The sequence below is a fragment of the Mesorhizobium sp. f-mel genome (assembly GCF_053850215.1).
Window position 1 is genome coordinate 103,729 of the sequence record NZ_JBSPTO010000005.1, and the last position, 25,374, is coordinate 129,102.

31 protein-coding genes and 1 tRNA gene are annotated in these 25,374 nt (G+C 61.4%); 11 read left to right on the top strand and 21 right to left on the bottom strand.

Going from position 1 to position 25,374, the window contains the following annotated elements:
• Window positions 1-5: 5 nt before the first annotated feature.
• From ACWUKX_RS09670 to ACWUKX_RS09680, 3 genes are read right to left on the bottom strand one after another with little or no spacing between them, the layout of a single operon-like run.
• Window positions 6-899, bottom strand: a complete 894-nt coding sequence (locus tag ACWUKX_RS09670; protein ID WP_456006115.1) for an HlyC/CorC family transporter — start codon at window positions 897-899, stop codon at window positions 6-8.
• A complete protein-coding gene (gene aroB, locus ACWUKX_RS09675; protein ID WP_456006118.1) occupies window positions 896-2,059 on the bottom strand; it encodes a 3-dehydroquinate synthase in 1,164 nt (387 codons plus the stop codon). The genes ACWUKX_RS09670 and aroB overlap by 4 nt, the downstream gene beginning before the upstream one ends.
• Window positions 2,056-2,661, bottom strand: a complete 606-nt coding sequence (locus tag ACWUKX_RS09680) for a shikimate kinase (protein ID WP_456006120.1) — start codon at window positions 2,659-2,661, stop codon at window positions 2,056-2,058. Before ACWUKX_RS09680 ends, aroB begins: the two co-directional genes overlap by 4 nt.
• A gap of 273 nt (window positions 2,662-2,934) precedes the next feature.
• Here ACWUKX_RS09680 and ACWUKX_RS09685 point away from each other — a divergent pair, with 273 nt between their 5' ends.
• The 5 genes from ACWUKX_RS09685 (at window position 2,935) to ACWUKX_RS09705 (ending at window position 6,861) form a co-directional block, all read left to right on the top strand.
• On the top strand, window positions 2,935-3,087 hold the full coding sequence (locus ACWUKX_RS09685) for a hypothetical protein (RefSeq protein ID WP_029348640.1): 153 nt from the start codon (window positions 2,935-2,937) through the stop codon (window positions 3,085-3,087).
• Between the two features lie 29 nt (window positions 3,088-3,116).
• A complete protein-coding gene (locus tag ACWUKX_RS09690) occupies window positions 3,117-4,034 on the top strand; it encodes a site-specific tyrosine recombinase XerD (protein ID WP_456006122.1) in 918 nt (305 codons plus the stop codon).
• 99 nt (window positions 4,035-4,133) lie between these two features.
• Window positions 4,134-5,084 carry an acetyl-CoA carboxylase carboxyltransferase subunit alpha gene (locus tag ACWUKX_RS09695; RefSeq protein ID WP_456006124.1) on the top strand — a complete coding sequence of 317 codons (951 nt, stop codon included), beginning with the start codon at window positions 4,134-4,136 and terminating at the stop codon, window positions 5,082-5,084.
• A gap of 200 nt (window positions 5,085-5,284) precedes the next feature.
• Window positions 5,285-6,580: a L,D-transpeptidase family protein gene (locus ACWUKX_RS09700; protein ID WP_456006126.1), complete on the top strand. Its 1,296-nt coding sequence runs from the start codon at window positions 5,285-5,287 to the stop codon at window positions 6,578-6,580.
• 5 nt (window positions 6,581-6,585) lie between these two features.
• Window positions 6,586-6,861 carry a sulfurtransferase TusA family protein gene (locus ACWUKX_RS09705; RefSeq protein WP_455840039.1) on the top strand — a complete coding sequence of 92 codons (276 nt, stop codon included), beginning with the start codon at window positions 6,586-6,588 and terminating at the stop codon, window positions 6,859-6,861.
• Window positions 6,862-7,142: 281 nt separating this feature from the next.
• Here the strand turns inward: ACWUKX_RS09705 and ACWUKX_RS09710 are convergent, their stop codons facing one another.
• Both ACWUKX_RS09710 and ACWUKX_RS09715 read right to left on the bottom strand, forming a co-directional pair.
• Window positions 7,143-8,243 carry a CobW family GTP-binding protein gene (locus tag ACWUKX_RS09710; protein WP_456006128.1) on the bottom strand — a complete coding sequence of 367 codons (1,101 nt, stop codon included), beginning with the start codon at window positions 8,241-8,243 and terminating at the stop codon, window positions 7,143-7,145.
• A gap of 4 nt (window positions 8,244-8,247) precedes the next feature.
• Entirely contained in the window at window positions 8,248-9,417 is a 1,170-nt protein-coding gene (locus ACWUKX_RS09715; RefSeq protein ID WP_456006130.1) for a D-alanyl-D-alanine carboxypeptidase family protein, read from the bottom strand.
• 230 nt (window positions 9,418-9,647) lie between these two features.
• Between ACWUKX_RS09715 and ACWUKX_RS09720 the strand changes: the two genes are divergently transcribed.
• A complete protein-coding gene (locus tag ACWUKX_RS09720; RefSeq protein ID WP_455840042.1) occupies window positions 9,648-10,811 on the top strand; it encodes a M20 aminoacylase family protein in 1,164 nt (387 codons plus the stop codon).
• Window positions 10,812-10,968: 157 nt separating this feature from the next.
• On the opposite strand, the gene ACWUKX_RS09725 is transcribed toward ACWUKX_RS09720, so the two are convergent.
• From ACWUKX_RS09725 to ACWUKX_RS09735, 3 genes are all read right to left on the bottom strand, one after another.
• Window positions 10,969-11,265, bottom strand: coding sequence for a hypothetical protein (locus ACWUKX_RS09725; RefSeq protein WP_456006132.1), 297 nt, complete (start codon window positions 11,263-11,265; stop codon window positions 10,969-10,971).
• A gap of 86 nt (window positions 11,266-11,351) precedes the next feature.
• Window positions 11,352-12,377 carry an alpha/beta fold hydrolase gene (locus ACWUKX_RS09730; RefSeq protein WP_456006421.1) on the bottom strand — a complete coding sequence of 342 codons (1,026 nt, stop codon included), beginning with the start codon at window positions 12,375-12,377 and terminating at the stop codon, window positions 11,352-11,354.
• 86 nt (window positions 12,378-12,463) lie between these two features.
• Complete coding sequence (locus tag ACWUKX_RS09735; RefSeq protein ID WP_456006135.1) at window positions 12,464-13,033, bottom strand: TetR/AcrR family transcriptional regulator; 570 nt, start codon at window positions 13,031-13,033, stop codon at window positions 12,464-12,466.
• A gap of 183 nt (window positions 13,034-13,216) precedes the next feature.
• On the opposite strand from ACWUKX_RS09735, the gene ACWUKX_RS09740 reads away from it, so the two are divergent.
• Window positions 13,217-13,293, top strand: a tRNA-Arg gene (locus ACWUKX_RS09740).
• A gap of 21 nt (window positions 13,294-13,314) precedes the next feature.
• On the opposite strand, the gene ACWUKX_RS09745 is transcribed toward ACWUKX_RS09740, so the two are convergent.
• Window positions 13,315-13,530: a hypothetical protein gene (locus ACWUKX_RS09745; protein ID WP_456006138.1), complete on the bottom strand. Its 216-nt coding sequence runs from the start codon at window positions 13,528-13,530 to the stop codon at window positions 13,315-13,317.
• Between the two features lie 177 nt (window positions 13,531-13,707).
• Here ACWUKX_RS09745 and ACWUKX_RS09750 point away from each other — a divergent pair, with 177 nt between their 5' ends.
• Complete coding sequence (locus ACWUKX_RS09750) at window positions 13,708-14,346, top strand: DUF6766 family protein (RefSeq protein ID WP_456006141.1); 639 nt, start codon at window positions 13,708-13,710, stop codon at window positions 14,344-14,346.
• 24 nt (window positions 14,347-14,370) lie between these two features.
• Here ACWUKX_RS09750 and ACWUKX_RS09755 read toward each other — a convergent pair whose 3' ends face one another.
• From ACWUKX_RS09755 to ACWUKX_RS09770, 4 genes are all read right to left on the bottom strand, one after another.
• Window positions 14,371-14,577 (bottom strand): KTSC domain-containing protein, encoded by a 207-nt coding sequence (locus ACWUKX_RS09755; RefSeq protein ID WP_456006143.1) that lies wholly within the window; start codon window positions 14,575-14,577, stop codon window positions 14,371-14,373.
• Between the two features lie 12 nt (window positions 14,578-14,589).
• A complete protein-coding gene (locus tag ACWUKX_RS09760) occupies window positions 14,590-14,751 on the bottom strand; it encodes a hypothetical protein (RefSeq protein ID WP_456006146.1) in 162 nt (53 codons plus the stop codon).
• A 279-nt stretch (window positions 14,752-15,030) separates the two neighbouring features.
• Complete coding sequence (locus ACWUKX_RS09765) at window positions 15,031-16,194, bottom strand: extracellular catalytic domain type 1 short-chain-length polyhydroxyalkanoate depolymerase (RefSeq protein WP_456006424.1); 1,164 nt, start codon at window positions 16,192-16,194, stop codon at window positions 15,031-15,033.
• A gap of 475 nt (window positions 16,195-16,669) precedes the next feature.
• Window positions 16,670-17,665, bottom strand: a complete 996-nt coding sequence (locus tag ACWUKX_RS09770) for a YidB family protein (RefSeq protein ID WP_456006148.1) — start codon at window positions 17,663-17,665, stop codon at window positions 16,670-16,672.
• A gap of 58 nt (window positions 17,666-17,723) precedes the next feature.
• Here ACWUKX_RS09770 and ACWUKX_RS09775 point away from each other — a divergent pair, with 58 nt between their 5' ends.
• Complete coding sequence (locus tag ACWUKX_RS09775) at window positions 17,724-17,906, top strand: hypothetical protein (protein ID WP_456006427.1); 183 nt, start codon at window positions 17,724-17,726, stop codon at window positions 17,904-17,906.
• Here ACWUKX_RS09775 and ACWUKX_RS09780 read toward each other — a convergent pair.
• Entirely contained in the window at window positions 17,870-18,268 is a 399-nt protein-coding gene (locus tag ACWUKX_RS09780; protein WP_456006151.1) for a hypothetical protein, read from the bottom strand. The genes ACWUKX_RS09775 and ACWUKX_RS09780 overlap by 37 nt on opposite strands.
• Window positions 18,269-18,457: 189 nt before the next feature.
• Here ACWUKX_RS09780 and ACWUKX_RS09785 point away from each other — a divergent pair, with 189 nt between their 5' ends.
• Both ACWUKX_RS09785 and ACWUKX_RS09790 read left to right on the top strand, forming a co-directional pair.
• Window positions 18,458-18,709 carry a hypothetical protein gene (locus ACWUKX_RS09785; RefSeq protein ID WP_456006153.1) on the top strand — a complete coding sequence of 84 codons (252 nt, stop codon included), beginning with the start codon at window positions 18,458-18,460 and terminating at the stop codon, window positions 18,707-18,709.
• A gap of 148 nt (window positions 18,710-18,857) precedes the next feature.
• A complete protein-coding gene (locus tag ACWUKX_RS09790) occupies window positions 18,858-19,085 on the top strand; it encodes a WGxxGxxG family protein (protein ID WP_084646827.1) in 228 nt (75 codons plus the stop codon).
• A gap of 797 nt (window positions 19,086-19,882) precedes the next feature.
• Here the strand turns inward: ACWUKX_RS09790 and ACWUKX_RS09795 are convergent.
• The 7 genes from ACWUKX_RS09795 to ACWUKX_RS09825 all read right to left on the bottom strand — a co-directional run bounded on the left by ACWUKX_RS09795 (window position 19,883) and on the right by ACWUKX_RS09825 (window position 25,134).
• A complete protein-coding gene (locus ACWUKX_RS09795) occupies window positions 19,883-20,299 on the bottom strand; it encodes a hypothetical protein (RefSeq protein ID WP_456006155.1) in 417 nt (138 codons plus the stop codon).
• Complete coding sequence (locus ACWUKX_RS09800) at window positions 20,296-20,532, bottom strand: DUF6074 family protein (protein WP_456006158.1); 237 nt, start codon at window positions 20,530-20,532, stop codon at window positions 20,296-20,298. The genes ACWUKX_RS09795 and ACWUKX_RS09800 overlap by 4 nt, the downstream gene beginning before the upstream one ends.
• A 141-nt stretch (window positions 20,533-20,673) precedes the next feature.
• Window positions 20,674-21,198 (bottom strand): prepilin peptidase, encoded by a 525-nt coding sequence (locus tag ACWUKX_RS09805; protein WP_456006161.1) that lies wholly within the window; start codon window positions 21,196-21,198, stop codon window positions 20,674-20,676.
• A gap of 9 nt (window positions 21,199-21,207) precedes the next feature.
• Window positions 21,208-21,753 (bottom strand): tetratricopeptide repeat protein, encoded by a 546-nt coding sequence (locus ACWUKX_RS09810; RefSeq protein ID WP_456006163.1) that lies wholly within the window; start codon window positions 21,751-21,753, stop codon window positions 21,208-21,210.
• A gap of 55 nt (window positions 21,754-21,808) precedes the next feature.
• Window positions 21,809-22,759 (bottom strand): type II secretion system F family protein, encoded by a 951-nt coding sequence (locus ACWUKX_RS09815; RefSeq protein ID WP_456006166.1) that lies wholly within the window; start codon window positions 22,757-22,759, stop codon window positions 21,809-21,811.
• An 18-nt stretch (window positions 22,760-22,777) separates the two neighbouring features.
• Window positions 22,778-23,749, bottom strand: coding sequence for a type II secretion system F family protein (locus ACWUKX_RS09820; RefSeq protein ID WP_456006169.1), 972 nt, complete (start codon window positions 23,747-23,749; stop codon window positions 22,778-22,780).
• Window positions 23,749-25,134 (bottom strand): CpaF family protein, encoded by a 1,386-nt coding sequence (locus ACWUKX_RS09825; protein WP_456006172.1) that lies wholly within the window; start codon window positions 25,132-25,134, stop codon window positions 23,749-23,751. Before ACWUKX_RS09825 ends, ACWUKX_RS09820 begins: the two co-directional genes overlap by 1 nt.
• Between the last annotated feature and the right edge of the window lie 240 nt (window positions 25,135-25,374).

Below are 25,374 nucleotides of genomic sequence, written 5' to 3' on the forward strand. Positions count from 1 at the left end.
CAGAACTAGATGTCACCGGCCGGCCTGATCCTCAACCTTGCAATCCGGTTCTTGTCGCGCTTCATGACGACGAAGCGCTTGCCATGAAAGGTGAACGCCTGCTTCTCGTCCGGGATCAATTGCGTCTCGTGGATGACGAGACCGGCAATGGTGGTGGCTTCTTCGTCCGGCAGGTCCCAGGCGAGCGCCCGGTTCAGGTCTCGGATCGACACAGTGCCGTCGACGACGACGGAGCCGTCGGCTTCCTGCTTGACGCCCTGCACGTCGATGTCGTGCTCGTCGGCGATCTCGCCGACGATTTCCTCGATGATGTCCTCCAGCGTCACCAGCCCCTCGACCTCGCCATACTCGTCGACGACGACTGCGAAATGCGCCTTGCGACGCAGAAAGGCGTTGAGCTGTTCCTGCAGTGTCGTGGTATCGGGCACGAACCACGGTTTTGAAGCGATCTTCATCACGTCGATCTTGGAAAAGTCGTTGCCGACATCGTTCAGCGCGCGCAGCAGGTCCTTGGCATGCAGCACGCCGACGATGTTGTCGAGCGAGCCCTTCCACAAGGGCATGCGGGTATGCGGGCTCTGCAGGATCTCGCGCACCACCGCTTCCGGCGGATTGTCGGCATTGACCGAGCGCATGTTGGTGCGGTGGACCATGACATCGGACACTTCGAGCTCGTCGAGATCGGACAGGCGGCCGATGCGGGCGCGATCCACGCGCACCACCTGGCCGTCGCGCCGAAAATCGTCGACGGCGCCTCGCGCTTCATCATGATTCGAATGCTGCGGCTCGATGCGCTGCAGTTCATAGCCGAAGGCAGCGAGCAGGCGCGCGCGAAAGGCGAAAGCGAGCAGGCCGAGCCCGGCCAAGACACCAGCGCCAATCCAGCCGGCCTCGTTCATCCCGGGCGGCTCTTCTGCTGACCCGGGCTGCCTTTCGGCTGACCCGGGCGGTTCTCCCTCAGAAACGACAGCACTTCTGACGTCGGCACATCCTTGGCGATGAAGGCCTGGCCGATGCCGCGCGTCAGGATGAAGGTCAGCGCGCCGCGCGAAACCTTCTTGTCCTGGGTGATGAAGGCAAGCAGCGCTTCGGCATCAGGCAATTCACCCGGAATATCGGCCATGCGCCAGGGCAGGCCAACAGCGCGAAGATGCGCCTCGACGCGCGCCGCATCGTCGGGACTTGCCAGGTTGAGGCGTGACGAAAAGCGATAAGCCAGCGCCATGCCGATGGCGACTCCCTCGCCGTGGACGAGACGGGCGCTGTCATAGTGGGTGGCGGCCTCGAGCGCATGGCCGAACGTGTGTCCGAGATTGAGCAGCGCGCGGTCGCCGGTCTCGAACTCGTCGCGGGCGACGACATCGGCCTTAGCGCGGCAGGCTTCGGCGATGGCCTCGGCCCGCTCCGGGCCGCCGGCGAACACTCGGCCCCAGTTTTCCTCCAGCCAGGCGAAGAAGTCGGGGCGATCGATGAGCCCGTATTTGGCGAGTTCGGCGTAACCCGCCCGGAAATCCCGGATCGGCAGCGTATCGAGGACTTCGGTGTCGGCCAGCACCAGTTTCGGCTGATGGAAGACGCCGACGAGGTTCTTGCCGCGCGCACTGTTGATGCCGGTCTTGCCGCCGACGGAAGAGTCGACCTGCGCCAGCAGCGAAGTCGGGACCTGCACGAAATTCATGCCGCGGCGCACGATGCCGGCGGCAAATCCGGCCAGATCGCCGATGACACCGCCACCGAGCGCGATGACGACATCGCCGCGTTCCAGTCTTGCGGCGAGCACGCCGTCCACCACCTCTTCGAGATGCGCGAAACTCTTGGTCTTTTCCCCAGCCGGCAACGTGATCACGGCGGGCTGGATGCCGCCCTTTTCAAGGCCGGCCTTCAACGTCTCGAGGTGTGCTGCGGCGACATTGACGTCGGTGACCACCGCGGCGCGCGTACCGGGCAGGCGGCGCGAAATCTCGCTGCCGGCGCGCAAAAGCAGGCCGGAGCCGATCAATATGTCATAGGCACGATCGCCGAGCCCGACTTCGACGGTGACTGTCGTATTGGTGCTCACGACCGCACCTCGCCTGTCACGGCCGCAATGCCGAAATACCCGCAAAGCGCATTCACCACCTCGGCCGCGATGACCTCCTTGCGATCGTCGCGGGTCGGCACGGTGACATCGGCGGCTGCGTAGACCGGATAGCGCTCAGCCATCAACCGCTCGATCACGGCGCGGGGGTCGGCGCTTTTCAGGAGCGGCCGGTTCTGCTTCTTGGAAACGCGGTCCATCAAGAGGTCGATCTCGGCCTTCAGCCATACCGACACGCCATGGCCGGCAATGGCCTCCCGCGTCTGCGCACTCATGAAGGCGCCGCCGCCCGTCGACAGCACCTGCGGACCATGTTCCAGCACGCGCAGAATGACCCGCTGCTCCAGCGCCCGGAACTCGGTCTCGCCATAGCGTTCAAACAATTCAGGGACGCTCATGCGCGACACGCTTTCGATCTCCTGATCGCTGTCGATGAAAGGCAGTCCCAGGATCCCCGCCACCTTGCGGCCGATCGCCGTCTTGCCGGCGCCCATAAGGCCGACAAAGACGATGGAACGGTTGCCCAGCCGGCCGAGCAGCGCGGCATGGCTCTCATCGGGAGGATTTGCTGGTAGTGCGTTCATGACACCATGATGTTTCTAAGCAGGTTCCGCCAAGTGTCCTACGGTTTTGCGCCAAGAACTGCGACAAGCCAAAGAATCTAAGCAGGCATTCGTGGGCCAGCCCACGAATGCCTACTTAGGCCCTCTTTGCCGGCGTATCGACATCAAAAGCCTGATTGCGTCAAGCGTGGCGGCGCCGAGCGTCGTCCGAGCTTCGCCCTTGAATTGGCCGGATTGGCGTCTCATAAGGGCTCAGGGTTTGGAAACGCAGAACAAGAAGACGGGCGAAAATTGATGCCGACACTGTTCCGCTTTGTCGTGACGCTCACGATTCTGGCCGGCATTGTCTATGGCACGATGTTCGCTCTGGCGATGTTCGTCGAGCCGAGAAAGACCGAAATGAGCGTACGCATTCCTCCCGAAAAGCTGAACCCCAAGAAAAACTGACCCAAAAGAGAAGTACTGACCCAACAGAAATGAATAGCGCGGCCCGCATCGAAGCCTTTTTGGAAATGATGAGTGCCGAGCGCGGCGCTGCCGAAAACACGCTTTCCAGCTATCGCCGCGACCTCGAAGACGCTTCGGCCGAGATCGACGGCGGGCTCGCGGGTGCCGCCGCCGCCGATATCCGCGGCTATCTCGACGAGATCGCGGCGCGCGGTTTTGCTGCCACCTCGCAGGCACGCAAACTGTCGGCGATCCGCCAGTTCTTCAAGTTCCTCTACGCAGAAGGCCTGCGCGGCGACGACCCGACCGGAACCTTGGACAGTCCGAAGAAGGGCCGGCCGCTGCCGAAGACGATGAGCGAGGCCGACACCGGCCGGCTGATCGACCGTGCAGCGCAGGAGGCAGCTGACGCCTCGCTGAACGACGGCGACAACCTGGCGGCGCTGCGCCTGCATGCGCTGGTCGAGGTGCTCTACGCCACCGGCCTGCGCGTTTCCGAACTGGTCGGCCTGCCTGTCACGGTGGCGCTGCGCGACGATCGTTTCTTCATGGTGCGCGGCAAGGGTGACAAGGAACGGATGGTGCCGCTGTCGGCAAAGGCGTGCATGGCAATGCGGGCCTGGCTCGCTGCCCGGGCAACGGTGCCGGCTTTCGCAGATAGCCCGTTCCTTTTTCCAGCAGCAAGCGACAGCGGCTATCTCTCCAGGCAGGTTTTCGCCCGCGACCTGAAGGGTCTTGCCGCGCGCGCCGGCATCGCCTCGGCGAAAATATCGCCGCATGTGCTGCGCCATGCTTTCGCCAGCCATCTCCTGCAGAACGGGGCCGATCTCAGGGCCGTGCAGCAGTTGCTTGGCCATGCCGATATTTCAACGACGCAGATTTACACGCATGTGCTGGAGGAGCGGCTGGTGCGGCTGGTCAACGATCATCATCCGCTTGCCGACTAGACGTCATATCGCTATGTGAGGACGACGTTCCACCGCCCGGCGCCTCTGTTTCCCAGGTTCCGTCAGTCATTGCCTCCCGGCTTATCGGTCCGCTCAAGAATGTACAATTACCTCGATTTCGAAAAGCCGGTTGCCGATCTCGAAGGCAAGATTGTCGAGCTGAAGAAGCTCGCAGAGAATGGCGAGGCGGTCGATGTCGGCGATGAGATCAGCCGTCTCGAGAAACGCGTGCGTGACGCGTTGCGCGACACTTATAGGGCGCTGACCCCGTGGCAGAAGGTGCAGGTGGCGCGCCATCCGGACAGACCGCATTGCGTCGACTACATAAAGGGCCTGTTCAACGATTTCACGCCGCTTGCCGGCGACCGCAATTTCGGCGAGGACCAGGCGATCGTCGGCGGCTTCGCCCGCTTCCGCGGCGAGCCGGTGGCGATCATCGGCCAGGAAAAGGGTTCCGACACGGCCAGCCGGCTGAAGCATAATTTCGGCTCGGTACGGCCGGAGGGCTATCGCAAGGCGGTGCGGCTGATGGAACTCGCCGATCGCTTCAACATCCCGTTGCTGACGCTGATCGACACGGCCGGCGCCTATCCCGGCGTCAATGCCGAGGAGCGCGGCCAGGCCGAAGCCATCGCCCGCTCGACCTCGGCCTGTCTCGGCCTGAAGGTGCCGTCGATCTCGGTGGTCATCGGCGAAGGCGGCTCGGGCGGTGCCATCGCGATCGCCACCGCCAACCGCGTCTACATGCTCGAGCATGCCATCTATTCGGTGATCTCGCCGGAGGGCGCCGCCTCGATCCTGTGGCGCGACACCACCCGCTCGAAGGATGCGGCGACCAACATGAAGATCACCGCCCAGGATCTGCTGGAGCTGAAGATCATCGACGCCATCATTCCCGAACCGCTCGGCGGCGCCCATCGTGGCCCGGAAACGGTGATTGCCGCCACCGGCGACCTCATCGCCAAGACGATGAAGGAGTTCTCCGGCGCCAACACCGATTTTCGCGAGCAGCGCCGCGAAAAATACCTGGCTATGGGGCGAAACCTTTAGCGCGAGATGGGTGTCCGCGCCGTAATGTGGCGAGATTGAGCGCTTCCGCCACAAAAATGCCGCGGCATTCGGTTCAATCAAATTGCTGTAAGGGGATGCGTCCGGCGCTTGCGGTAAGGAATTTTCAAGGTTAACGGGCTTAGGGTTGGGCCTGACGGCGCTGATGCCTGCGGTCCGAAAGAAAAGACATAGCTATATCCATGTTTGCCAAGCTTGCCCGCACCGGACTTCTGATTGCCGCGATAGGCGTCGCCGGCTGCAATGATTCTTCGATGAAGGATTTTGCCCCCCACGCCAATAAGCCGCTGCCCGACAAGATCCTGGCCAGCATGAACGCCAAGGGCATGACCCGCACCTCGCCGGTGATGGCCCGCATCTTCAAGGAAGAGGGCAAGCTCGAAATCTGGAAGGCCAAGACCACCGGCCGCTACGACTTGGTCGCCAGCTACGACATCTGCAAATGGTCGGGCAAGCTGGGCCCCAAATTCACCGAAGGCGACCGCCAGGCGCCGGAAGGCTTCTATACGGTCCGTCCGGCGCAGATGAATCCGCGGTCGAGCTACCACCTTGCGTTCAACATCGGTTATCCCAACGCCTACGACCGCGCCAATGGCCGCACCGGTTCCCATCTGATGGTCCATGGCGCCTGCTCGTCGTCGGGCTGCTATTCGATGACCGACGCACAGATCGAGCAAATCTACGCCTTCGGCCGCGACGCTTTCCAGGGCGGCCAGACCGAGTTCCAGATCCAGGCCTTTCCGTTCCGCATGACCGCCGCCAACATGGCGCGCTATCGCAAAGATCCGAACTACGAATTCTGGAAGATGCTGAAGGTCGGCTACGACAATTTCGAGATCACCAAAGTGCCGCCGAAGGTCGATGTCTGCGAGAAGCGCTATGTCTTCAACCAGGTCGCGGCTGACGGCGCGACCTTCGATCCGGCCGGCGCCTGCCCCGCGACCACGCAGCCGGATTCGCTGAAGAGCGCCTTCAATGCCTATCAGAGCACCTACGAAGCGGCTTTTAACGGCGCGGTCAAGGCTAGCGTGCCGGCGCCCAAGCCGACCATCGCCGGGATCAAGGAAGCCAGCATCGTCTCCGAGTGGTCGAAGAAGCGCGCCCGTGGCGAACGCGTGCCGATCGAGCCGCCCTCGCTCAACGCCGACGGCTCGTTGACGGCGACGGCGCGCATGGGCCGCATCGATTCGCCGGCCGGCCGCAAGATGGCCGCGCTCGACGCGGAGAAGGCCGCCAAGCAGAAGGCCGAGGAGCAAAGGCTTGCCGCGATAGAAGCAGCCAAGGCCGAGAAAGAGGCAGCTAAGGCTCAGGCTCTGGCTGAAGGGGAAGCGGTCCGGGCCGCAGCCGAAGCGCCTGTCGCCACTGCAACCGTCGTGCCCTCCGAGGCCGCCGCGGCAATCGAAACGCAGGCGGCGAGTGCCGACGAAAGCACGACGACAAGGCTGAAGAAGAAGCTGCTCGGCATGTTCGGCGGCTGAGGTTCATGCTTGAACAAGAAGATGGGGGCCAAGAAGAAAGGCCCTCAACCAGCCCCGCCGCCGTCTACGATCTCAAAGGCCTGAACTGCCCGTTGCCCGTGCTCAAGGCAAAAAAGCGGTTGGCAACAATGCAGCCGGGCAGCCGCCTGTGGCTTGAAACCACTGATCCCCTCGCCGTCATCGACATTCCCGCCTTCTGCACCGAGAGCGGCCATCGATTGATCGAAACGGCAGCGATATCAGGCGGCCATCGCTTCCTCGTCGAGCGCGGCGGTGGCTGAGTCTCAACTTAGCTCGTTCTGGCGAAAGCGGCTGAGCGGACAATCTCCCTTGAGGGGGAGATGCAAGTTTTGGCAAAGAGGGCAGGCCAGAGAGGTTGCCGCGCGTGAAGCGCCAACCTTTTCTTTCGTCCTGCGGGGCGTCGCACCACCGAGGCGACCCCCTCTGTCGCCTTCGGCGACATCTCCCCCTCAAGGAGGCAGATTGGTAGCTGCACGGACGCCGCCAGCTCCGGAACGTTTGCAATTCCGTTAGAGGACAGTGCGGCGTTCGGAAATTGAAGCTACCGCCCGGCGATGGCCAGCGGGTTGTTTTCCAGCGCTGCGCGGTCCGGTGTGTCGATCGACGGCCGGCTGGTGACGGCGGCAAACAGCCGGCGGACGTAGTCTTCCGGCATGTCGAGCGTGATCAGCACCAGCCTTGTGCCGCGTTGACCGTCCGGCCAGGACGGCAGCCGCGCCGGCGGATGAAGGATCTTCTGTACGCCGTGGACGACCAGCGGCCGCGACGGGTCTTCCAGCAATTCGATGACGCCCTTCATGCGCAACAGGCGCTCGCCATGCGCCGATCGCAACAGGTCAAAGAACATCTCGATCGCCGAAAACGGCACCGGCCCTTCATGAACCAACGAGTAGGAGCGCACGCGGGAATCGTGCCGATGGTCGTGATCATGGTCGCTGTGGTCATGATCGCCATGGTGATCATGGGCGGCTTCCTCGCCCAGCCAGCGCCGCACGTCGGCGGACTTGGTGGCCGGGTTGTAGAGGCCGCAATCGAACAGCGCCGCTACATCGGTCCTTCTGTCACCCGCATCGAGCAGCTCGGCACCCGGATTGATCTGCCGCAGCCGGGCCCGCAAGGCCTCGACGTCGCGCGGATCGGTGGCCAGATCGGCTTTCGTCAGCACGATGCGGTCGGCGACGGCCACCTGCTTCACCGCCTCGACATGGGCGTCGAGCGTCGCATTGCCGTTGACCGCGTCGACCAGCGTGATGACGCCGTCGAGCCGGAAGGCGTGGACCAGCGCCGGATGCGCCATGATCGACTGCAGCACCGGCGCCGGATCGGCGAGGCCGGTGGTTTCGATGACGACACGGGCAAGCCGGGCGATGCGGCCGGTCTGCAGCCGGTCGATGAGATCGGCCAGCGTGTCGACCAGTTCGCCGCGTACCGTGCAGCAGAGACAGCCGTCGGAAAGCTGGATGATGCCGTCGGAGGCCTGTTCGACCAGGAGATGGTCGATCGCCACCTCGCCGAACTCGTTGATGATGACCGCGGTGTCGGCAAGTGCGGGATCCCTGAGCAGCCGGTTGAGCAGCGTCGTCTTGCCGGCGCCGAGAAAGCCGGTCAGCACCGAGACGGCGATGGGAAAGCCGCTGCTCATCAGGCTAGTTCAAGGCCTTGGCGGGCTGGTCGTCCTGGGCCGCGGTGGCTGAACCGATCACTGCCGGCTCGGCGCCGGGCGGCGGCGGCAGGTCGGGCCGCCAGTTCGGCAGCGGCACGTCGGCATATTCCCGGCCCGATGCATCGAGCATCGCCTTCGGCTTCGGACCGGTGGCGCCGCCAAGGCCAACCGCGACCAATGTCGGCACATGGTCGAGCTTTTCCCGATAGGGAGATTTTGGCGCATTCTTATCGCCGACGGGGACGGCTTCCGACTGCTCCTTAGCCGGCTTCTTCCTGCAAATCTCGTCATTCAGGTCGTTGACCGATGTGGTGTCGCCATAGGGAGGCAGCGCCGCCACCGTCAACCAGCCCGGTGTCGGCGTGGCAAAGCCGTGGTCGAGCAGCCTGGCGACGGTCTCGGCGCGGGTGACGGCCGACTTCTCGCCAAGCACCACCGCCACCAGCGTGCGGCCGTCGCGTGTTGCCGAACCAATCATGTTGAAGCCCGAGGGACAGACGAAACCCGTCTTCATGCCGTCGGCGCCGGGATAGCGGCCGATCAGAAGATTGTAGTTCGGGATCTGCTTCTTGCCGACGGCCAGGCCCTCGATCGAGAACCATGGGGCATATTGCGGAAATTCGGTGCGGATCGCCATCACCAGCAAGCCGAGGTCGCGCGCCGTCGTATACTGGTCCGGCGAAAACAGCCCGTTCGGGTTGACGAAATGCGTTCCGGTCATGCCGAGCCGGCGCGCCTCGGTGTTCATGCGTTCGGCGAAAGCGGCCTGCGAACCGCCGATGTTTTCGCCGACGGCCATGGCGACGTCGTTGGCCGATTTGACCAGCATCATTTTCAGCGCGTTGTCGAGCCGCATGACCGAGCCCGGCTTGAAGCCCATCTTGCTCGGCGGCTCGCCGGCGGAACGTTTCGTGACCTTGATCGGCGAATCGAGCTGGACCTCGCCCGCGGCAATCGCACGAAATGCCACATAGGCGGTCATCAGCTTGGTCAGCGAGGCAGGATACCAGCGCTTGAAAGCCTCCTGGTGCTGGAGGATCTTGCCATTCCCCAGATCGAACACGATCGTCGGATTGGCGAGAGCCGGTCCGGCCAGCACCGGAAGCGCCACGGCGCCCGCCAGCAATAGTTTGAGGAAATGCCTGTACCGCATCGTGGAATCCGAAATCGCCTCTTGCCGCAGTCGCCTCTGGCTCCGTAAGATTTGTTACGCGATCGCCAGCATGGTGATCCGGCCCCTATCCGGATCGCAATCTTGCGGTGCTATTTAGCCTATGTGACGTCAAGATGGCAAAGTGCCTGAATGACAATTGTAAAACAGCAGGCACAATTTGCAAAGCAGCAGGCAGAGCCCGTCTGCTCCAACAGCGAGATGGAACCATCATGCCGATCCTGAACCGCGCCGCCGAAATGCAAGACGAGGTCGCCGGCTGGCGCCGCCATCTGCACCAGACGCCGGAGCTGAATTTCGACGTCTTCAAGACCGCCGCCTTCGTCACCGAGAAGCTGAAGGCCTTCGGTTGCGACGACGTGGTGACCGGGCTCGGCAAGACCGGCGTCGTCGGCATCATCCGCGGCCGCCTGGGCGAAGGCACGACCATCGGCCTGCGCGCCGACATGGACGCGCTGCCGCTCAACGAGATCTCCGGAAAATCCTACGCCTCGACCATTCCGGGCAAGATGCACGCCTGCGGCCACGACGGCCACACCGCAATGCTGCTCGGTGCTGCCAAATATCTTGCCGAGACGCGCAATTTCGCCGGCTCCCTCGCGGTGATCTTCCAGCCGGCCGAAGAAGGCGGCGGCGGCGGCAACGAGATGGTCAAGGAGGGCATGATGGAGCGCTTCGGCATCTCCAAGGTGTTCGGCATGCACAACATGCCGGGCCTGCCGGTCGGCCAGTTCGCCATCAAGCCGGGCCCGATCATGGCGGCGACCGCCGAATTCACCATTACCGTCAAGGGCCGAGGCGGGCATGCGGCGATGCCGCACGGCACGATCGACCCGATCGTCATCACCAGCCAGCTCGTCGGCGCTCTGCAGACGATCGCCTCGCGCAGCACCGATCCGGTCGAGGCTGTCGTGGTGTCGGTGACGAAATTCCACGCCGGCGACGCCTACAACGTCATTCCCGAGAGCGCCGAGATCGCCGGCACCGTGCGCACGCTGAAGAAGGAGGTCGCCAGGAAGGCTGAGGAGCGCGTGCGCGCCATCTGCGAGGGCGTGGGCGCGGCCTTCGGCGCAACGATCGAGGTGGATTACAATGCCAATTATCCCGTCACCTTCAACCATCCGGAAGAGACGGCCTTTGCAAGCGACGTCGCCGCTGATGTCGCCGGCGAGGCGCATGTGCATCGCGCCATCCAGCCGGTGATGGGCGGCGAGGATTTCTCCTACATGCTGGAAGCGCGGCCGGGCGCCTTCATCTTCATCGGCAATGGCGACACCGCCGGTCTCCACAATCCGGCCTACGACTTCAACGACGAGGTCATTCCGCACGGCATGAGCTATTGGGTGAAGCTCGCGGAGACGGCGCTGGCCGCCTAATGCATCGCCCCCAAAGCCTACCCTCGGGCTTGCCCCCCAAGGGTAGGCAGCCAACGCGACGCCGATACCCACGCATCTATCATGGGCGGTCATGTAGGGTGGAGGGGAGCCGCAACCGCTGGGACTTTTTCGAAATCAGTGGATGGCGCCTGGACCGCTATGGTCCGCTCTTCGGGTCCTCGACCTCCAGCGCCTCCATGACGGGCGCCAGATCACTCTCTTCGACCGGATCGGCCTGCTGCTGTTCGCCGGTCCGGGCCTTGTCCAGAGCTTTCTCAATCGCCTCTTCAATGTCGCCAATCTCGTCTTCGCGCACCTCGTGACCATAGCCGGCGGCGTTGGCATCTTGTTCGAACTGCTGAGCCAGGACCGCCACGCTCACCTCGCTTTCAGCGGGCAGGTTACCGACGTTCTCCTGGAGCCAGGTTTCAAAGAACTCTTTCGTAGCACTCATGCGGCATCTCCTTCGGCACACTAAAGCGCGGCGGTGGTCCGAAGTTCCGCTATCCCCAGCTCATCTTTGCGCCTCTCGCACATCGGCTACGCAGGAAAGCGCCGCTTCAGCCAATCGGCCATGATGGCGGTGACCTCCTCCGGCTTCTCTTGCTGCGACCAATGTCCGCAACCATTGATCACATGTTTTTCGAGATCAGCTATGTGAGCGTCCATTCCATCCATCAGCGCCGGGGCCAGCACGACATCGTCCTCGGCGCCGATCATCAGCGACGGCACCTTTATCGTCTGGTCGACGTTCAAGCCGGCTTTCCAGTTGCGCGACAAGTTGCGGTACCAGTTGATGCCTGGCGTGAAACCGGTGCGCCTGAAGCTGTCGACATAGAATGCAAGCTCCTCCGGCGTCAGGATCGAAGAGCCGGGCAATGTCTTCGGTTCCGGTTGCTCGAGCGCCTTGATGAAGGCCATGTGCCGGGCCTGCGGCGGCAGCCTGGCATATTGCGCGGCGGTGATGACGCCCTTGCGCATATTGTCCCTGAACACCCGCGCCACGTCATGCGCCATCAATCGGTCGGCGAGATCGCCGTCCTCGAACAACAGCACATACATGTCGGGGCTGTAGACCTCGCGCATCTGAGGGATCGGGTCTTTGGTCGCGTCGGCCACGAACGGCTTGCCGGGGGCCGTCAGACCATTGAGAAGGCTCGGATGCAGCCACAGCATCTCGTGGGGAATGAACGGCGTATTGAGGCCGACGACGCCGGCGACCCGGTCCTGGTGAAAAAGCGGCAACTGCCACGCGATCAGACCGCCCCAGTCATGACCCGCGAAAACTGCCTTTTCGACGCCGAGCGCATCGAGGAGACCGACGAGGTCACCGGTCAAATGCACCATGTCGTAATCCTCGACCTTCGACGGCCGATCGGTCAGACCATAGCCGCGCTGGTCTGGAACGATGACGTGGTAGCCGGCGGCGGCCAGCGGCGCGACCTGGTGGCGCCAGGAAAAAGCGATCTCGGGAAAGCCGTGCAGCAAGACCACCGCCGGTCCCTTGCCGGCTTCATAAACGGCCATATCGATGCCATTGGTGCGAACGTATCGGACCGGCGGCATGGCCGGCGCCGCGCCAAAAGCCGGCATTAAGGGCGCAACGAGACTGGCGGCGGTGCCGAACAGCACCGCCCTGCGGGAAAGATTGATCATGGCAGAAGTTTCCGTAGCTGCTCGAATTCTGATCGAATGACTGCCTTGCAGGCAGAAACGTTGCGGCCGGCGCGGATCAGGACAAGGATGCCTTGGTAGAGAAGCAGAAGCCTGACGACCAGAAGCTCGACCTGCCCTCCCCCGATCTGGCATTCGACGACCCGCCTGATGGCGGCTTCGAGTACGGCGAAGCCTTGCGCCAGGCCTTCCGAGGCGACCGACGGCTGAGCACCGAACTCGACGGCGGCATTCGTCAATAAACAGCCATGCTCGTCGCATTCTGGCGCGCGCAGCAATGACAGGAACAACTGTTCCAAGCCATCCAGATCGCCTGCCTCACCGACATAGGTCTCAATCCGGTGACGGATGACGGCGTCGATGTAGTGGCCGAAAGCCGCCCGATAGAGACCTTCCTTGTCGCCAAAGGCATTGTAGATCGAGCCCGACGTCAGGCCCGTGGCATCGGCCAGATCCTTGATCGAAACACCCGCGAAACCGGCTCGCCGAAACGCGCTCATCGCGTGTTGCAGCACAGTGGCTTCGTCAAACAATCGTGGTCTGGTCATCTAGGTGGGCCCATTATAAAACGACCATTCTAGAATGAGCATTTTATAACTGGAGTCAAGCGGCTTGTAGAGATCATTGAAAAATTGCCGAGGTGGGAGATGCGGCGCAGGCATCAAACGGATCGTCATCGCCATGCGGCCTCTTGGCGAAACGGTCCGAAGCGGTTATGTGTCGGGCCGCGTGGTCCCGTAGCTCAGTAGGATAGAGCGGCAGATTCCTAATCTGTAGGTCACAGGTTCGATTCCTGTCGGGATCACCAACAAAATCAATAGCTTGGTGATCATTTGGGCGGCGGCCATGTCGCGCCATGTTGCAATTGGCTACCGTTGATTTCCAACGGCTTCCTGCGACTATCGGCGGATCCACGCCACATGGCCGCGACATGGGGGAGGCTATGGGACTGGTTTTTACCGGCAAACAGGTAATCAGCGATGAATTCGAGATATTGCTGGAAGCTCACGATGGCGAGAAGGTCGTCATGATCGCGGCCGGGCATGTGGGCGCGGTATTATCGGCGTTGGGCCGAGGTCACCCTTGCCAACATCGATGCCGGCCCCGTCGAGTTGATGCCATCTTTGGCGTGGTTCGTGCCGCCGGCGAAAGGTCGAGGTGGTGAGGATCGAAGAGGTTCTGGAGAACTGGCGCTAGTCGAAGGCTCAAGGAAGACACGACCATGAGAACCATTTTTCGGGACAACGGGCTTACGATCGTCTTGGTGGCGATGTTCCTGTTCAGCACCGTCGGCATGATCTGGTCAGGCTGTTCTGCCTACAATCAAGACCTTCGTGAGCATGGCTCGGCAGCGATCGGGTTGTTGGCTTATTTGAAAAGCGGCAACTTCCTCTCGGCGCTATTCGAAAACTGGGAAAGCGAATTCCTGCAGATGTCGGCCTATGTCATGCTAACAGCGATGCTGTTTCAGCGCGGCTCGGCCGAGTCGCGTGATCCCGATGATCCCGACCGGCCCAAGGACGAACTTCCGACCGCCACCCGCAGGCGCAATCCCATCCTGTCGTGGCTCTATTCCTACTCGCTTGGCATAGCGCTGGCCCTGCTGTTCATCATCTCCTTTGGCTTGCACTGGTGGGCGAGCCTGACTGCTGCGAACGAGGAAGCGCTGCTGCACGGCGGCAAGGTTCAATCGATAGGAAGCTATCTTCTCGACGCCCAGCTATGGTTCGAGTCTTTTCAGAACTGGCAGTCGGAGTTCCTGTCGACCGCGGTCCTGGTCGTCCTGTCGATTTTCCTGCGCCACAAGGGCTCCCCGGAATCGAAGCCTGCTGGCGCGTCAAACTCCGAAACCGGCGCATAAGTCTCCGCGTGCAGCCAACGATCGCTATGCGTCGGCAATCAGGCGGTACCGAAAACGGTCGCGAATGTGGTCGCCAAAGAAGCGGCCTTTTACGAAGGCGTTTCGGAAGGCCGCATAGGTCTCTGGCGGAACAGCCTCGTAGTCGTAACGTTTGCCGCTCGCCACGAACCACACCGAGGGAACCTTGGTCTGCGGATCGTACTCGGTTTTGCGGATTGAGGTTGATGGCATGATTTCGGCGCTCTATACGAGCGCCATCGGCATGTAGCGGATGATCACCGTGTCTTGCCGGAACCGCCGTTCGAGCTCGGCGCGCCGTCTGCGCCAGTCCGGTAGGTCGATCTCCTCCACCATCACTTCGAACATGACGACATCATCTTTGCTGGCTGCTTGCCATCCTGCCACTGACCTTCCGCGGGCGCCTGCAGGTAGGCCGTAACGCCTTCGAAACAGCTGGCCAGGTCTTCCTTCACACGGTCGAAATCCTCCCGGCCAAACGGCCGGCCGGTGTTGTCCGCGCGGGGAAGCAGGATCTGGACGAGGTGCACGGCGACCGCTCGATGAAAAGCGGTCAACGATTGCAAAAACAACCGTTCCTTTGCTCGGCCGGGCGATTGATCTATGCGGACGGCATCGGGGCATTCGTCCCCGAGACTGAGGGGGCGAGCGATTTGCGCCGTCCACCTAGCGCATCAAACCCGCCGCCCGAAGGGCATCCTCGATGATCTTCTTCACGCCGGGTTGGCCCGATTCCGTGTGACGCGGGAACTGATGGAGGGCAGCCAAATGTGGGGACTTCGTCTTCGCATTTTCCATAGCTGGCGCCGGTGACTGGGGTAATGGCCGTTGGCTGGCGCGCATTTGCGGCCTTGATTTCCGGGAGGCGCTTTCCTCCGTTGCCGCGATCCCCCAGAACTGCGCGATCTCGCGTGTGGAAGCGATGCCGACATCAATCATATAAGGTCCCGGAGCGCCGAGGCCGTTGCCGAGCGGCGTGCCGTGGCCCATCCCGGCGATCATGTTGATTTCGATCAAGGCCTCTCCCGCGCCGTTACGCCAGACCTGCTTTGCGTGCGGTCCGGCAGCTTCCACGAGCGTCGGTGCTTTTTCAAGCCGGTGGAGGCCTCGCCATTGGCCTGCGATCGCTTCCGCGTTGGAAGGCGAAACCGTGTGGTCAGCGGCACCGTGCCAAATCGAAATCCTCGGCCACGGTCCCCGATGATCCGATGCGCGGCGGAGCGCCCGTTGCAGATCCTGTTCCGATGGACCGCCGTAGCCGCGCATGCGATCGAACGCCTCCGGGATTGTCGTTGCGCTGCCGTAGGGCAGGCCGGCAATTAACGCACCGCCGCCAAACACTTCCGGATAGGTCGCCAGCATGGCCGCCGCCATTGCGCCTCCGGCCGAGAGGCCGGTGATGAAGATTCGCCTTCGGTCGAGACCGTGGGTGACGACCATCGTCTCGATCATCTGGCGAATCGAAAGCGCCTCGCCCGAACCACGCTTGGTGTCGCCAGGCTGGAACCAGTTGAAACAGAGGTTCGGATTGTTGCCGCGTTGCTGTTCGGGAAAGAGCAGCGCGAAGCCAGCCTCGTCGGCGAGTTGGGACCAGCCGGAATGATGGTCATAGCCGGCCGCGTTCTGTGTGCAGCCATGCAGCACGACGACGAGCGGGGCGCCCTTGGATAGGTGATTGGCAATGTAGAACTTCGCTCCCAACCCGCCGGGATTGGTACCGAAGTCGGCCAGCGTCTGGAGATGGTCCGACGCGCCGAGGTCGGCGGTATGCGTGGCATGTCGCGCCCGCAGCGCGGCGAGGCGGGCGATGGTATCGGAGATTTTTCGCAATGGAGCCGTCCCTGTTGTGACCGCCCGGAAGACGGCAATCTGTGCAACGCACGCGCAGCAATATCGTTGCTGCACTGCACAATAACAAGAGAGCTGGGGAGATAGAGTCCGGCCGACCTCTGCGCCGGCCGGGAGTAGACGTCTTCAGCCTCGACTAGCTGTGGGATAGAGCGCGTCTTCTTCGTCGTCGCGCTGCTTGCCGCCTAACGATGCCGCTGCGCTGGCGATGAACGCACCGATGATGTCGTCTGGTTCCTTGGGCTTGTGGCGTCATCCGCCGCAACGAGGTCATCGGCCGAGGAGCGTCGTAAATCCGTTGGCGAAGCTTCCGAAATTGTCGGCCCGCGTATGGCCGGCAGAAACGGAGACGGCGATGTGATCAGCACGCTGCAAGACTTGTCGGCATTGGCCCGCGGCAGCACGCGCCGCCCTCTGCGCGCATGCAGGCACAGGCACGCGCCGGCTGGATCATTGATCAGCTACCTTTAGTCTGGGTCGTATTCGGGGGCACCTCATCGAGCAGGGTCGTTTCATCCGAGCCGTGCGTCGGCTCAACTGGGGGTATTTCCCCATTCGGGGTCATCTGATCGATGGCATCAGGCAGATCTCGCGTGATCCTGGCAATGAGCTCCTCTCGCGAAAGACCGGTCTGCATAGAAAGAGACGTGAGCGTATCCTCGTCTATGGCCATCTCCACCTCGCGTGGCTCGATTGGCTGGTTCGGCCCAGTGCTCACCCAAGAGTCTACCTTCGATCCCGAGCCCACATTTCTAAATCGTTCGAGGATGTCGCCGAGAGCAGTGCCCGACATACCTTTGGACAGTTGATCGACGATTCCACCTTGCGGATTGTTCGGATCGCGCTCTCGTGCGCGACGGATCATGTCTCCGATCTTGTCGCGGTTCTGGTAAGCTAGAACCCCAAGCATCGCGATCGCTAATTTTCCCAGATTTGCCATTGGTTCCTCCTCGTTCAGATGGAGAAGGGCTCGGCCTCGCAAAAGTTCCGCGAACGATGATCTAATATTGTGCAGGACGCACGCTGCAATTTGCGGTTTCCGCCTATCACTTTGAAAGAACTTGGCTTTCGTCGTCGATTGAGCAAACTGCAAACGGTGGGTTGCAGTTTGCACACCACTTGGGAACAGCAACATGCCGACCGCAATCGCGTATTGTCGAGTTTCCACACAGCGGCAAAAACGCTCGGGCTTGGGCATTAAGCCCAGCGTTCCGCAGTCGCCCGCTTTGCCGAGGCCGAGGGAATGATCATCCTCCAGGAGTTCACCGAGATCGAAACCGGAAAGGGCGCGGATGCTTGGAACCGACCAAGGCCGCCCTCGCCCCTTGCAAGACCACTGGAATGAAGCTCGGTAATCCGACCAATACAGCGGAAGCTGCAGCGAGAGGTCGAAAGATCTCGATCCGGGAGGCTGACAGATTTGCCCAGACCGTGCTGCCATCATCGCGCCCATTCAGCACTCTGGCATAATCAGCCTGCGTGGATTAGCAATCGCTCTGAACAACCGCGGGATTCGAACAGCGCGCAATGGCCAATGGCAGGTATCGAACGTCCGCAATCTGCTCTTGCGAACTTCCGCGACCCTTAAGACGTCGAGTTCTGCTTTTATAGGCGGGAAATTGGTCAGTCGGGTGATCATTCGTAGTCGCCCATCGTGTCACCAGCGAGGCGTCGGCTCACGGGCGGCGTCGTAAAATCGCACGCCGAGCCGATGTTTCTTTCGCTGGTGCGAGATGCGGCCTTTCTTGCCGCGGCTGGCTGTCACTTCCTTGCAAGGAGCGGTCGGCTCGATGGTTTTGATGACGTGCTCGACCATGGCGCCGCCGAAATTGCGCTCTGCCACGATCCTGTCGGCCTTCACCTTGTCCGGCGTCTGCGACCAGCGGCCATGATATGCATCGACAGCTCGGCGCCCCCAACCGTCAGGAGATAGCATGCATGTCCGGTCAGCAAGAACGTAAGCGCGACCGTCGATACCCTTGCCAGCCACGATGATGCCAATCTCGTCACCATCATCGCTTTGCCCCTTGGTGCCTGAAGAGTCGACGGCAACCACGACACGCTGCAGATCGGGCTGGCGGCAATGTTAATTTCTTCGCCCTCGGCGGGGGGTGCTTCGGCGGATAGCCAGTCCGGCGGACCCGCTCGCTTCCAACCCGGTTACGCGAGTGCGTCCTCGGAACGGAGTCGCATCATCGGCGTTACCGGGCCAACCAAACGCTGCCAATGATATGGAGGAACGGGCGTGATCGAGCTGACCGAGAAGGAAAAGCGCTTTCTCAAGCGCGTTGACACCATCACTCACCTTCCCTGGTCGAACAAAGTCACCGCCGCAGATACCAAAGGCAAGCCAATGCGTATCGCAAGGGCGACGTTTGCCCGATTTAGAGACGACGGCATCATCATCCGATCTACTAGCGACCTGACCTCGAACACCTACGTCATTAATTCTGCACCCGTGACGCCACAAGTCGCGGAAGTGCAGGAAGCGTCCTGATCGGGCGGGATTAACCGTGCGGATCGCCCTGATCTCAGCGCCCGATGATCGCGCCTGATTTTGGTTGCGCAGGTCACCGTTTGAGCACTCGCGGGAACAAAGGTCGTTTCCGCCTGTTAGACCACACCTCGAACAACGGGAGACTGCGATGCTCACCAAATCTCTATTAGCCCTTATGCTGGCTACCAGCTTAACTGCAACAGCAGCACCTGCCCTTTCGCAAGAGACGCCAACACCTACACCGCCTGCCGCAGCCGATGATGCTCGCGACGACTTCGACTGGGGTTGGTTGGGCCTTATCGGCCTACTGGGTCTGGCAGGTCTAACAGGCCGCAGGAGGCGGGACGACACTCTCGGTCGGACGAACGTCAGGTAATGAGCTACGGCGTGAGCGCCGAGCGCCGCTCCGCCATCCTCGCCGCCCCTATGTAGCGCTCCGCCTCAGATGTGCGATGCTGAGCACCGCACTGGCGCCTTCTCTGCGGCGTTCTACATCCTGCCTGGATGCAGTTCAGCGCACAATGATCACCCTCAAGCGCCATGGCTGGTCCTGGAGCGATGATGCGAAGCGGTGCGCCGTCTGATTGGCGAGGTGGAATTGAATTGCTTCACCAAGCGTCGCAACGTGTCCTCTGACAATCGATAGTCTTTGAACGCCTCCAGCGCACTGCTTGACCATGAGGGCCTCGGTGCCGGGTATATGGAGCGGTCGAAGACGCTCGCCTGTTTCTAGCGCTGTTTGGCAGGAAGACGAACAACGCTCGCTCTCATTCCTCGCGACCTTCTGACCAGCAACGAAACGCGCTGTTAACGCCGTTCGCGGGTGACAGGATGTAGGCCGCAGTTCGAAAGTGTAGCCTGCATTTCGTTGTCAGCCGCGGAGGCGGAAATGAAGTTGCTTCGGATTGCGCTCCTGTGCACGGCCATGATCGGCCTTGGAATGCCGCCCGTTCGAGCTGAGGATCAGCCGGCTCCGCCGAACAGCGAAGCAGCAACAGAGCAGCCGCCAGTTCATTGCGAGGGGCAAAACTGTCTCCCGCCGGCGGATAACCCTGTGCAGGAATGCACCGGACAAGATTGCAGGCCAGCTCCGCCGACTGAACCGGGTCCGGAGATTGAGCAGGTCGAGTGAGCAGCAGCAGCGGACGATCTCTCTGTTGGCAGGGATACGGCTCATTGTTTCCCGCGCTTCCGGCCAGCAGCGCCACCGCTGGCGTTCCAGACTGTGCCAACCAAATCGACGCCTAGGCTGCACGTTCGCGAACAGCCGGAACCAACGGCGACGACAAATGGTTTACCAATCGAAGGGACAGCAATGGATGCAGGATAATGGAATTTCTGGATTTGGAATTGGCGAGAGCCCGACAGCGGCTCAGCCGAGCGGAGCTCTCTCTTAGGCGTGCGAATGAAATGCTGGATGAAGACTGCGGTGTCGGCATCAATATTGCGTTGTGCAGCAGGATACGGGCTGCGCAACGTCGCGTGGCCGAGGCCAGATCGCGGTTGATGAAGATCGATCCAACCAGCGCTGACGGTTTTCGCACGGGTTGAACCGTCCCGCCCGTCGACGCCGCGATAGGTCGGGGTCATGCGGCGTTACCTCCTGGCCGCTGCCCGTGCCCACTTCGCAAGTAAAGCTCGCGCTGAACAGCGTCATGAAGCGCTCGCGGTTCGCGGTTGATGGTATCCCGATTGAACCCGGCACGTTGCGCCTGTCCGCCCAAGGTCGCAACCACCTGCTTCCAGTAGTTCGTCGCAGCGGCGCCGCGCTTGACCGAAAGCACCTCGGCAACACGTCGGACTTTGCCGACACGCTTCGCCATCGGGAAGGCGATCACCAGACAGGGCGGGTTTTAATCCAGAAGTTCGAGCTGCTTCATGCAACCCTCCTCCTGGCTCGCGCGTAAGCGCCTAGTTCTTCACCTTCATCGCCTGCCCCCCGCAAGGGTCCAAAGCCGCCTCCGTCAAACCGATAGCCCGGCTAGAACCATCATGTTGGTATAAATCTGAAACGCTATCGTGCAGATCGCTGCGAGCGAGATCGGCACGCCAAACGGCACGACGCCTTTGCGGTCCAGGTGCTGAACGTAGAGGCGGAAAGCGCCTTGCGGCAGCATGAGCGGATTTTTGACGACCATCGCCGTGGCGAGAGCGAAAACCAGCAGCAGCACTGAAAATACGACGAGGCCGCTGCCGCCTATCAGCAACGGCACCACCGCCATCAGCTTGACATCGCCGGCCCCGATCTTGCGCATGGCCCAGAACGGAAAGAGCGCAACAAACAGCAAAAGACCGGCAAGCGCGCTCAGGCCCATGTCCCACCACGACCCGGACTGCACCGATAGGAGCTGCAGCGAGCCCAAACCCAGGCAAAGCAGCAGCAGCACGTTCTGGTTGGATATCTTTTGGGTGGTGAAGTCGAGCCAGGCGATCCTTGCCAGCAAAGGAATGGCTAGTCCCTTCAGCAGCAGCGATGCGGCGAGCAACATGCTGTCGCCTTACCGCTCGAGATTCTTCACGCTCGACGACAGCAGCTGCAGATTGTTGGCCACGGTCGGATCGTTGGGCGCCAGCTCATAAGCCTTGAGGAAATTGCTGCGTGCGTCCTGCAGCTTGCCGCGCAGCAGATAGGAATAGCCGACATTGTTGTAATATTCGGGCGTCCCGCCGACCAGCCGGAAGGCTCGGGCGTAGGCGTGGTCGGAGAGGTCGAAGCGGCGGATGCGATCGCTGCAGGCGGCCAGGCCCATCCAGGCACCACCATCATTGGGCGCCAGTTGTGTCGCCTTGTAGAACAAGGCGCCGGCATTGCCGTAATTTTCCGCGCGGAACTGGTTCTTGGCTTCGGCAACGGCCTGGTCCGAGGCATAGTACTCGACGTCGCTGACCGTCTTCAGCCCGTCGAAGGCATCGCCAAATGCCGTTACGTCACCTTTTGAGGGCTCGTTGGTGCGGACGACGCCGCTGGTATCAGCCGTCTGACAGCCGGAAAGCACGATAAGCAGCAAACCGGCTAGGGCTGCGAGGCGCTTTGGCCCTATCATTTCGTCCCCCAAAAGAGTTCTCCGACTCTGTATTTCGACCAAAGCACATGATCGTCTAGAAGAAAATGCCCCTCATTCGGATGATCACCGGTAACATGATGACCATCAAGACGACCGGGAAGATGCAGAGCCCCAATGGGATCATCATCTTGACCGGCAAAGCATTGGCGCGCTCTTCGGCACTCAGGATTCTCTGGCTGCGCATTTCGTCGCTGTAGACGCGCAAGGCTTCCGTGAGACTAGTGCCAAGTTCTTCCGACTGCCTGAAAAGCACAGCGAGCGCCCGCGCCTCGTCAAGACCAATGCGGTCGGCGAGTTCGCGCAAGGCCTCGCGCAATGGCTTGCCGGCGCGCAACTGCAAAGTCATGATCGAAAGCTGGATGCCGAGCCACCTGTGGGTGCCGGCTAGTTCACCGCTGACACGCTCGACGGCCGCCTCGAGGCTCATTCCTGCGTCGGCGCAGGTTATCATCATGTCCATGAAATCGGGAAAGCCACGACGATAGATCCGCTTTTGTGCCTTCTCGAAGCGATCGAGCAGGACGCTTGGAACCACGATGCAGGCGAGCCCAAACAAAGCAGAGCCGGCAAAAGCTACGAAAGCGGGCAATTCAGGCGGCAGGACGCGTGACAGCAGCGCATAGGCAGCCAGAAAGCCGACACAGACCGCGCCAAGCCGCGACAAGGTGTAAATGAGTGGAGCGCTCGACTGGTAAAAGCCGGCGCGAAAGAGCTTCGCGTCCAAGGCGCTGGGCTCGTCCCGCTCCTTTTCGATCGATCGAAAATATGCATCCACTGGCCGCTGCGCTGCGATCTTGGCCAGCTGCTCCTGTCCAACGAGCGAACGGCGATCGGCAATACCTTCAGCCATCAGGCTTTTTGCGACCAGCTTGCGCGTCTGCAGCGCCGGCAAGAAGACGAGCGCGCCGAACAGAAAAAGTGCCACCGCCGCCACGAAGACGGCAATGGAAACCAACAAACTCAGGTTCTGGACGTTCGAAAACAAGTTACGCTTCGCCCCTGTTCAGAAATCGAAATTGACCATTCGATACATAATGAAATCGCCCAACAGCGCCCACGACCCGAAAATCAGGAACACCGGCAGGATGACCGGATTGTTCCAGACCGTTCCGTAGTAGGCTGGGGCAAGTATCTGAAGGATCAGGAACATCGCGACCGGGAACAGTGAGATGATCCATGCCGACACTCGGCCCTCGGACGAAAGCGCCCTGATTTTCATTCGCAATTTCTGCCTCTCGCGCAAAACTGACGCCAAATTGTGTAGAATCTCGGTGAGGTTGCCGCCGGTCTTGGCTTGAATTGACAGCGACACCGAAAGCAGATGAAGACCTTCGAAGCCTACGCGTTGTGAAAGCTTGCGCACGGCTTGTTCAATACTGAGTCCAAAGGTGATTTCGTCGGAAACGATGCCGAATTCAGTTCCGAGCGGATCAGGCATTTCGCGGGCGACGAGACCAATCGCCACCGAGGCCGGATGTCCGGCGCGCAGTGAACGAACGATCATGTCCAGCGCATCCGGGAGCTGTTTCGCGAATTTCTGGATTCGCTTGTTGCGGGCGCGCCGCAGAACAAGAAGCGGCAGCACAAATCCGACCACCAGAAAAACGATGAGGGATACGAAGGTCGAAAAACCCAAAAAGATCGACAACAGCGACGCCAATGCCAGGCCAGCGAGCAGGAAGGTCGCAGCGAAAGACAGCGGATTTCCGGTGATACCGGACTGGGTATAGAGCCTGTTCAGCCCGATCAGGCCAAAGAGAAAGTCGCCCGAATCCGTCAGCCCGCGTTCGCGCAGCAATCCTTGCAAGGTCAGTTCGGCCGGAACGTCATCAACCAGACGCTTCATCCGGCGGTTAATCGTCCTGACTCGCGAGCGGCGCTTGACAAAGGAAAAATACAGGGCCTCGCCAGCAAGAATCGTCGAGGCGGCCGCGAGCACATAAATGAAGTAGAGCAAAGTCTGGCCGGTGGGCATCAGAGCGCAACCTGCGGATTGAAGGCATCCTTGGCAAAATGATGGCCCAGGGTCGCCGCCTCCGGGGCAAAGCGTGGACGGACGCCGGTAGCGCGGAAATCGCCAATGATTTTGCCCTCCGGCGTCACCTCCCGGCGGACAAAATGGTAAATTTCCTGAAGCTGGACGACATTGCCCTCCATGCCGGTCAGTTCGGAGATTGAAACGACGCGCCTTCCACCGTCCGAAAGACGCTGCGTCTGCACGATGATGTCGATGGCCGACGCGATCTGCGCTCGGATGGATTCGTGGGTCATCGGCATGCCGGCCATGCCGACCATCTGCTCGAGGCGGGAGATCGCGTCGCGTGGCGTGTTGGCATGGATGGTGGTCATCGAGCCTTCGTGGCCGGTGTTCATCGCCTGCAGCATGTCGAAGGCTTCCTCGCCGCGAACCTCGCCGACGATGATGCGGTCGGGGCGCATGCGCAGCGCGTTCTTCAGCAGTTCGCGCTGACGAACCTCGCCTTTGCCCTCGACATTCGGGGGGCGCGTCTCCAGGCGGCCGACATGCGGCTGCTGCAATTGCAGTTCCGCGGCATCCTCGATGGTGATCAGGCGCTCCTTGGCCGGGATGTAGCTAGACAGCGCATTGAGCAATGTCGTCTTGCCGCTGCCGGTGCCGCCCGAAACCAGGATCGACTTACGCGACTGCACCGCGATCCGCAGGAGGTCGATCATCGGCTGGCGAATGGAGTTGAGCGCCATCAGGCGCTCGAGCGAATAGGGATTCTTGGAGAATTTGCGGATCGACACCAGTGGGCCATCCACCGAGACCGGCCGCACCGCGATGTTGACGCGCGAGCCGTCTTCCAGGCGCGCATCCGCCATCGGCGCCGATTCATCGACGCGCCTGCCGATGGCCGAGACGATCTTGTTGATGACGCGCAGAAGGTGCGCCTCGTCGCGGAAGCGGATCGCCGTCTCCTCGATCACGCCGCGCCGCTCGATGAAGACGCGCTTGTGGGTATTGATCAATATGTCGGTGATCGAGTCGTCCTTGAGCAGCGGCTCGATCGGCCCAAGGCCCAGCATCTCGTCGGCTGTCTCACTGGTCAGCCTGTCGAGCTCCCGCGCGTTCAGCGGTACAGCGCGAGCACGAACGAACTCGCGAACGATTGGCCGGATTTCGTTCAGGATCTCATCCTTCGATGCCGTTTCAAGCGCGGCAAGATTGAACCGGTCGATCAGATGGCGGTGGAGCTCGACCTTGAGCGTCAGGAAATCGTCACCTGACGCTTCGATGTCGGCTGCCGGGGGAAGCGCCGCGACCGGCAACGTCACGATCGGCTCAACCCTTGGCTCGACCCGCGGTTCGCCTGGCCCCTTGGTGAATCGGCCCAACATGACGCTTCTTCCCCGTTTAATCCCCGCGCTGAAACTAAGCGTTAACCACGGACGGCACAAGCGCCAGCCGCGCACCATGCAAATTAATACTTCGGACATAGTTAAGATCAAGCATCAGAAAACGCGACGTTTATTTGGTCAGCGACGCTGTCCTAATGCAACACGGGGGCTCGCCTTTCAATGCAAAGTGCCTTTTTTGCCACAAAGGCGTCCTGGAACTCACCTAAGGCCTTAGATATA

Excerpts from the sequence above, each read along its gene's own strand:
- ACWUKX_RS09670 (WP_456006115.1), bottom strand. The coding sequence starts at position 899 with ATGAACGAGGCCGGCTGGATTGGCGCTGGTGTCTTGGCCGGGCTCGGC.
- ACWUKX_RS09680 (WP_456006120.1), bottom strand. The coding sequence starts at position 2,661 with ATGAACGCACTACCAGCAAATCCTCCCGATGAGAGCCATGCCGCGCTG.
- ACWUKX_RS09685 (WP_029348640.1), top strand. The coding sequence starts at position 2,935 with ATGCCGACACTGTTCCGCTTTGTCGTGACGCTCACGATTCTGGCCGGC.
- ACWUKX_RS09690 (WP_456006122.1), top strand. The coding sequence starts at position 3,117 with ATGAATAGCGCGGCCCGCATCGAAGCCTTTTTGGAAATGATGAGTGCC.
- ACWUKX_RS09695 (WP_456006124.1), top strand. The coding sequence starts at position 4,134 with ATGTACAATTACCTCGATTTCGAAAAGCCGGTTGCCGATCTCGAAGGC.
- ACWUKX_RS09700 (WP_456006126.1), top strand. The coding sequence starts at position 5,285 with ATGTTTGCCAAGCTTGCCCGCACCGGACTTCTGATTGCCGCGATAGGC.
- ACWUKX_RS09705 (WP_455840039.1), top strand. The coding sequence starts at position 6,586 with ATGCTTGAACAAGAAGATGGGGGCCAAGAAGAAAGGCCCTCAACCAGC.
- ACWUKX_RS09710 (WP_456006128.1), bottom strand. The coding sequence starts at position 8,243 with ATGAGCAGCGGCTTTCCCATCGCCGTCTCGGTGCTGACCGGCTTTCTC.
- ACWUKX_RS09715 (WP_456006130.1), bottom strand. The coding sequence starts at position 9,417 with ATGCGGTACAGGCATTTCCTCAAACTATTGCTGGCGGGCGCCGTGGCG.
- ACWUKX_RS09720 (WP_455840042.1), top strand. The coding sequence starts at position 9,648 with ATGCCGATCCTGAACCGCGCCGCCGAAATGCAAGACGAGGTCGCCGGC.
- ACWUKX_RS09725 (WP_456006132.1), bottom strand. The coding sequence starts at position 11,265 with ATGAGTGCTACGAAAGAGTTCTTTGAAACCTGGCTCCAGGAGAACGTC.
- ACWUKX_RS09730 (WP_456006421.1), bottom strand. The coding sequence starts at position 12,377 with ATGCCGCCGGTCCGATACGTTCGCACCAATGGCATCGATATGGCCGTT.
- ACWUKX_RS09735 (WP_456006135.1), bottom strand. The coding sequence starts at position 13,033 with ATGACCAGACCACGATTGTTTGACGAAGCCACTGTGCTGCAACACGCG.
- ACWUKX_RS09745 (WP_456006138.1), bottom strand. The coding sequence starts at position 13,530 with ATGCCCGGCCGCGATCATGACGACCTTCTCGCCATCGTGAGCTTCCAG.
- ACWUKX_RS09750 (WP_456006141.1), top strand. The coding sequence starts at position 13,708 with ATGAGAACCATTTTTCGGGACAACGGGCTTACGATCGTCTTGGTGGCG.
- ACWUKX_RS09755 (WP_456006143.1), bottom strand. The coding sequence starts at position 14,577 with ATGCCATCAACCTCAATCCGCAAAACCGAGTACGATCCGCAGACCAAG.
- ACWUKX_RS09770 (WP_456006148.1), bottom strand. The coding sequence starts at position 17,665 with ATGGGCGCGATGATGGCAGCACGGTCTGGGCAAATCTGTCAGCCTCCC.
- ACWUKX_RS09790 (WP_084646827.1), top strand. The coding sequence starts at position 18,858 with ATGCTCACCAAATCTCTATTAGCCCTTATGCTGGCTACCAGCTTAACT.
- ACWUKX_RS09795 (WP_456006155.1), bottom strand. The coding sequence starts at position 20,299 with ATGACCCCGACCTATCGCGGCGTCGACGGGCGGGACGGTTCAACCCGT.
- ACWUKX_RS09800 (WP_456006158.1), bottom strand. The coding sequence starts at position 20,532 with ATGGCGAAGCGTGTCGGCAAAGTCCGACGTGTTGCCGAGGTGCTTTCG.
- ACWUKX_RS09805 (WP_456006161.1), bottom strand. The coding sequence starts at position 21,198 with ATGTTGCTCGCCGCATCGCTGCTGCTGAAGGGACTAGCCATTCCTTTG.
- ACWUKX_RS09810 (WP_456006163.1), bottom strand. The coding sequence starts at position 21,753 with ATGATAGGGCCAAAGCGCCTCGCAGCCCTAGCCGGTTTGCTGCTTATC.
- ACWUKX_RS09820 (WP_456006169.1), bottom strand. The coding sequence starts at position 23,749 with ATGCCCACCGGCCAGACTTTGCTCTACTTCATTTATGTGCTCGCGGCC.
- ACWUKX_RS09825 (WP_456006172.1), bottom strand. The coding sequence starts at position 25,134 with ATGTTGGGCCGATTCACCAAGGGGCCAGGCGAACCGCGGGTCGAGCCA.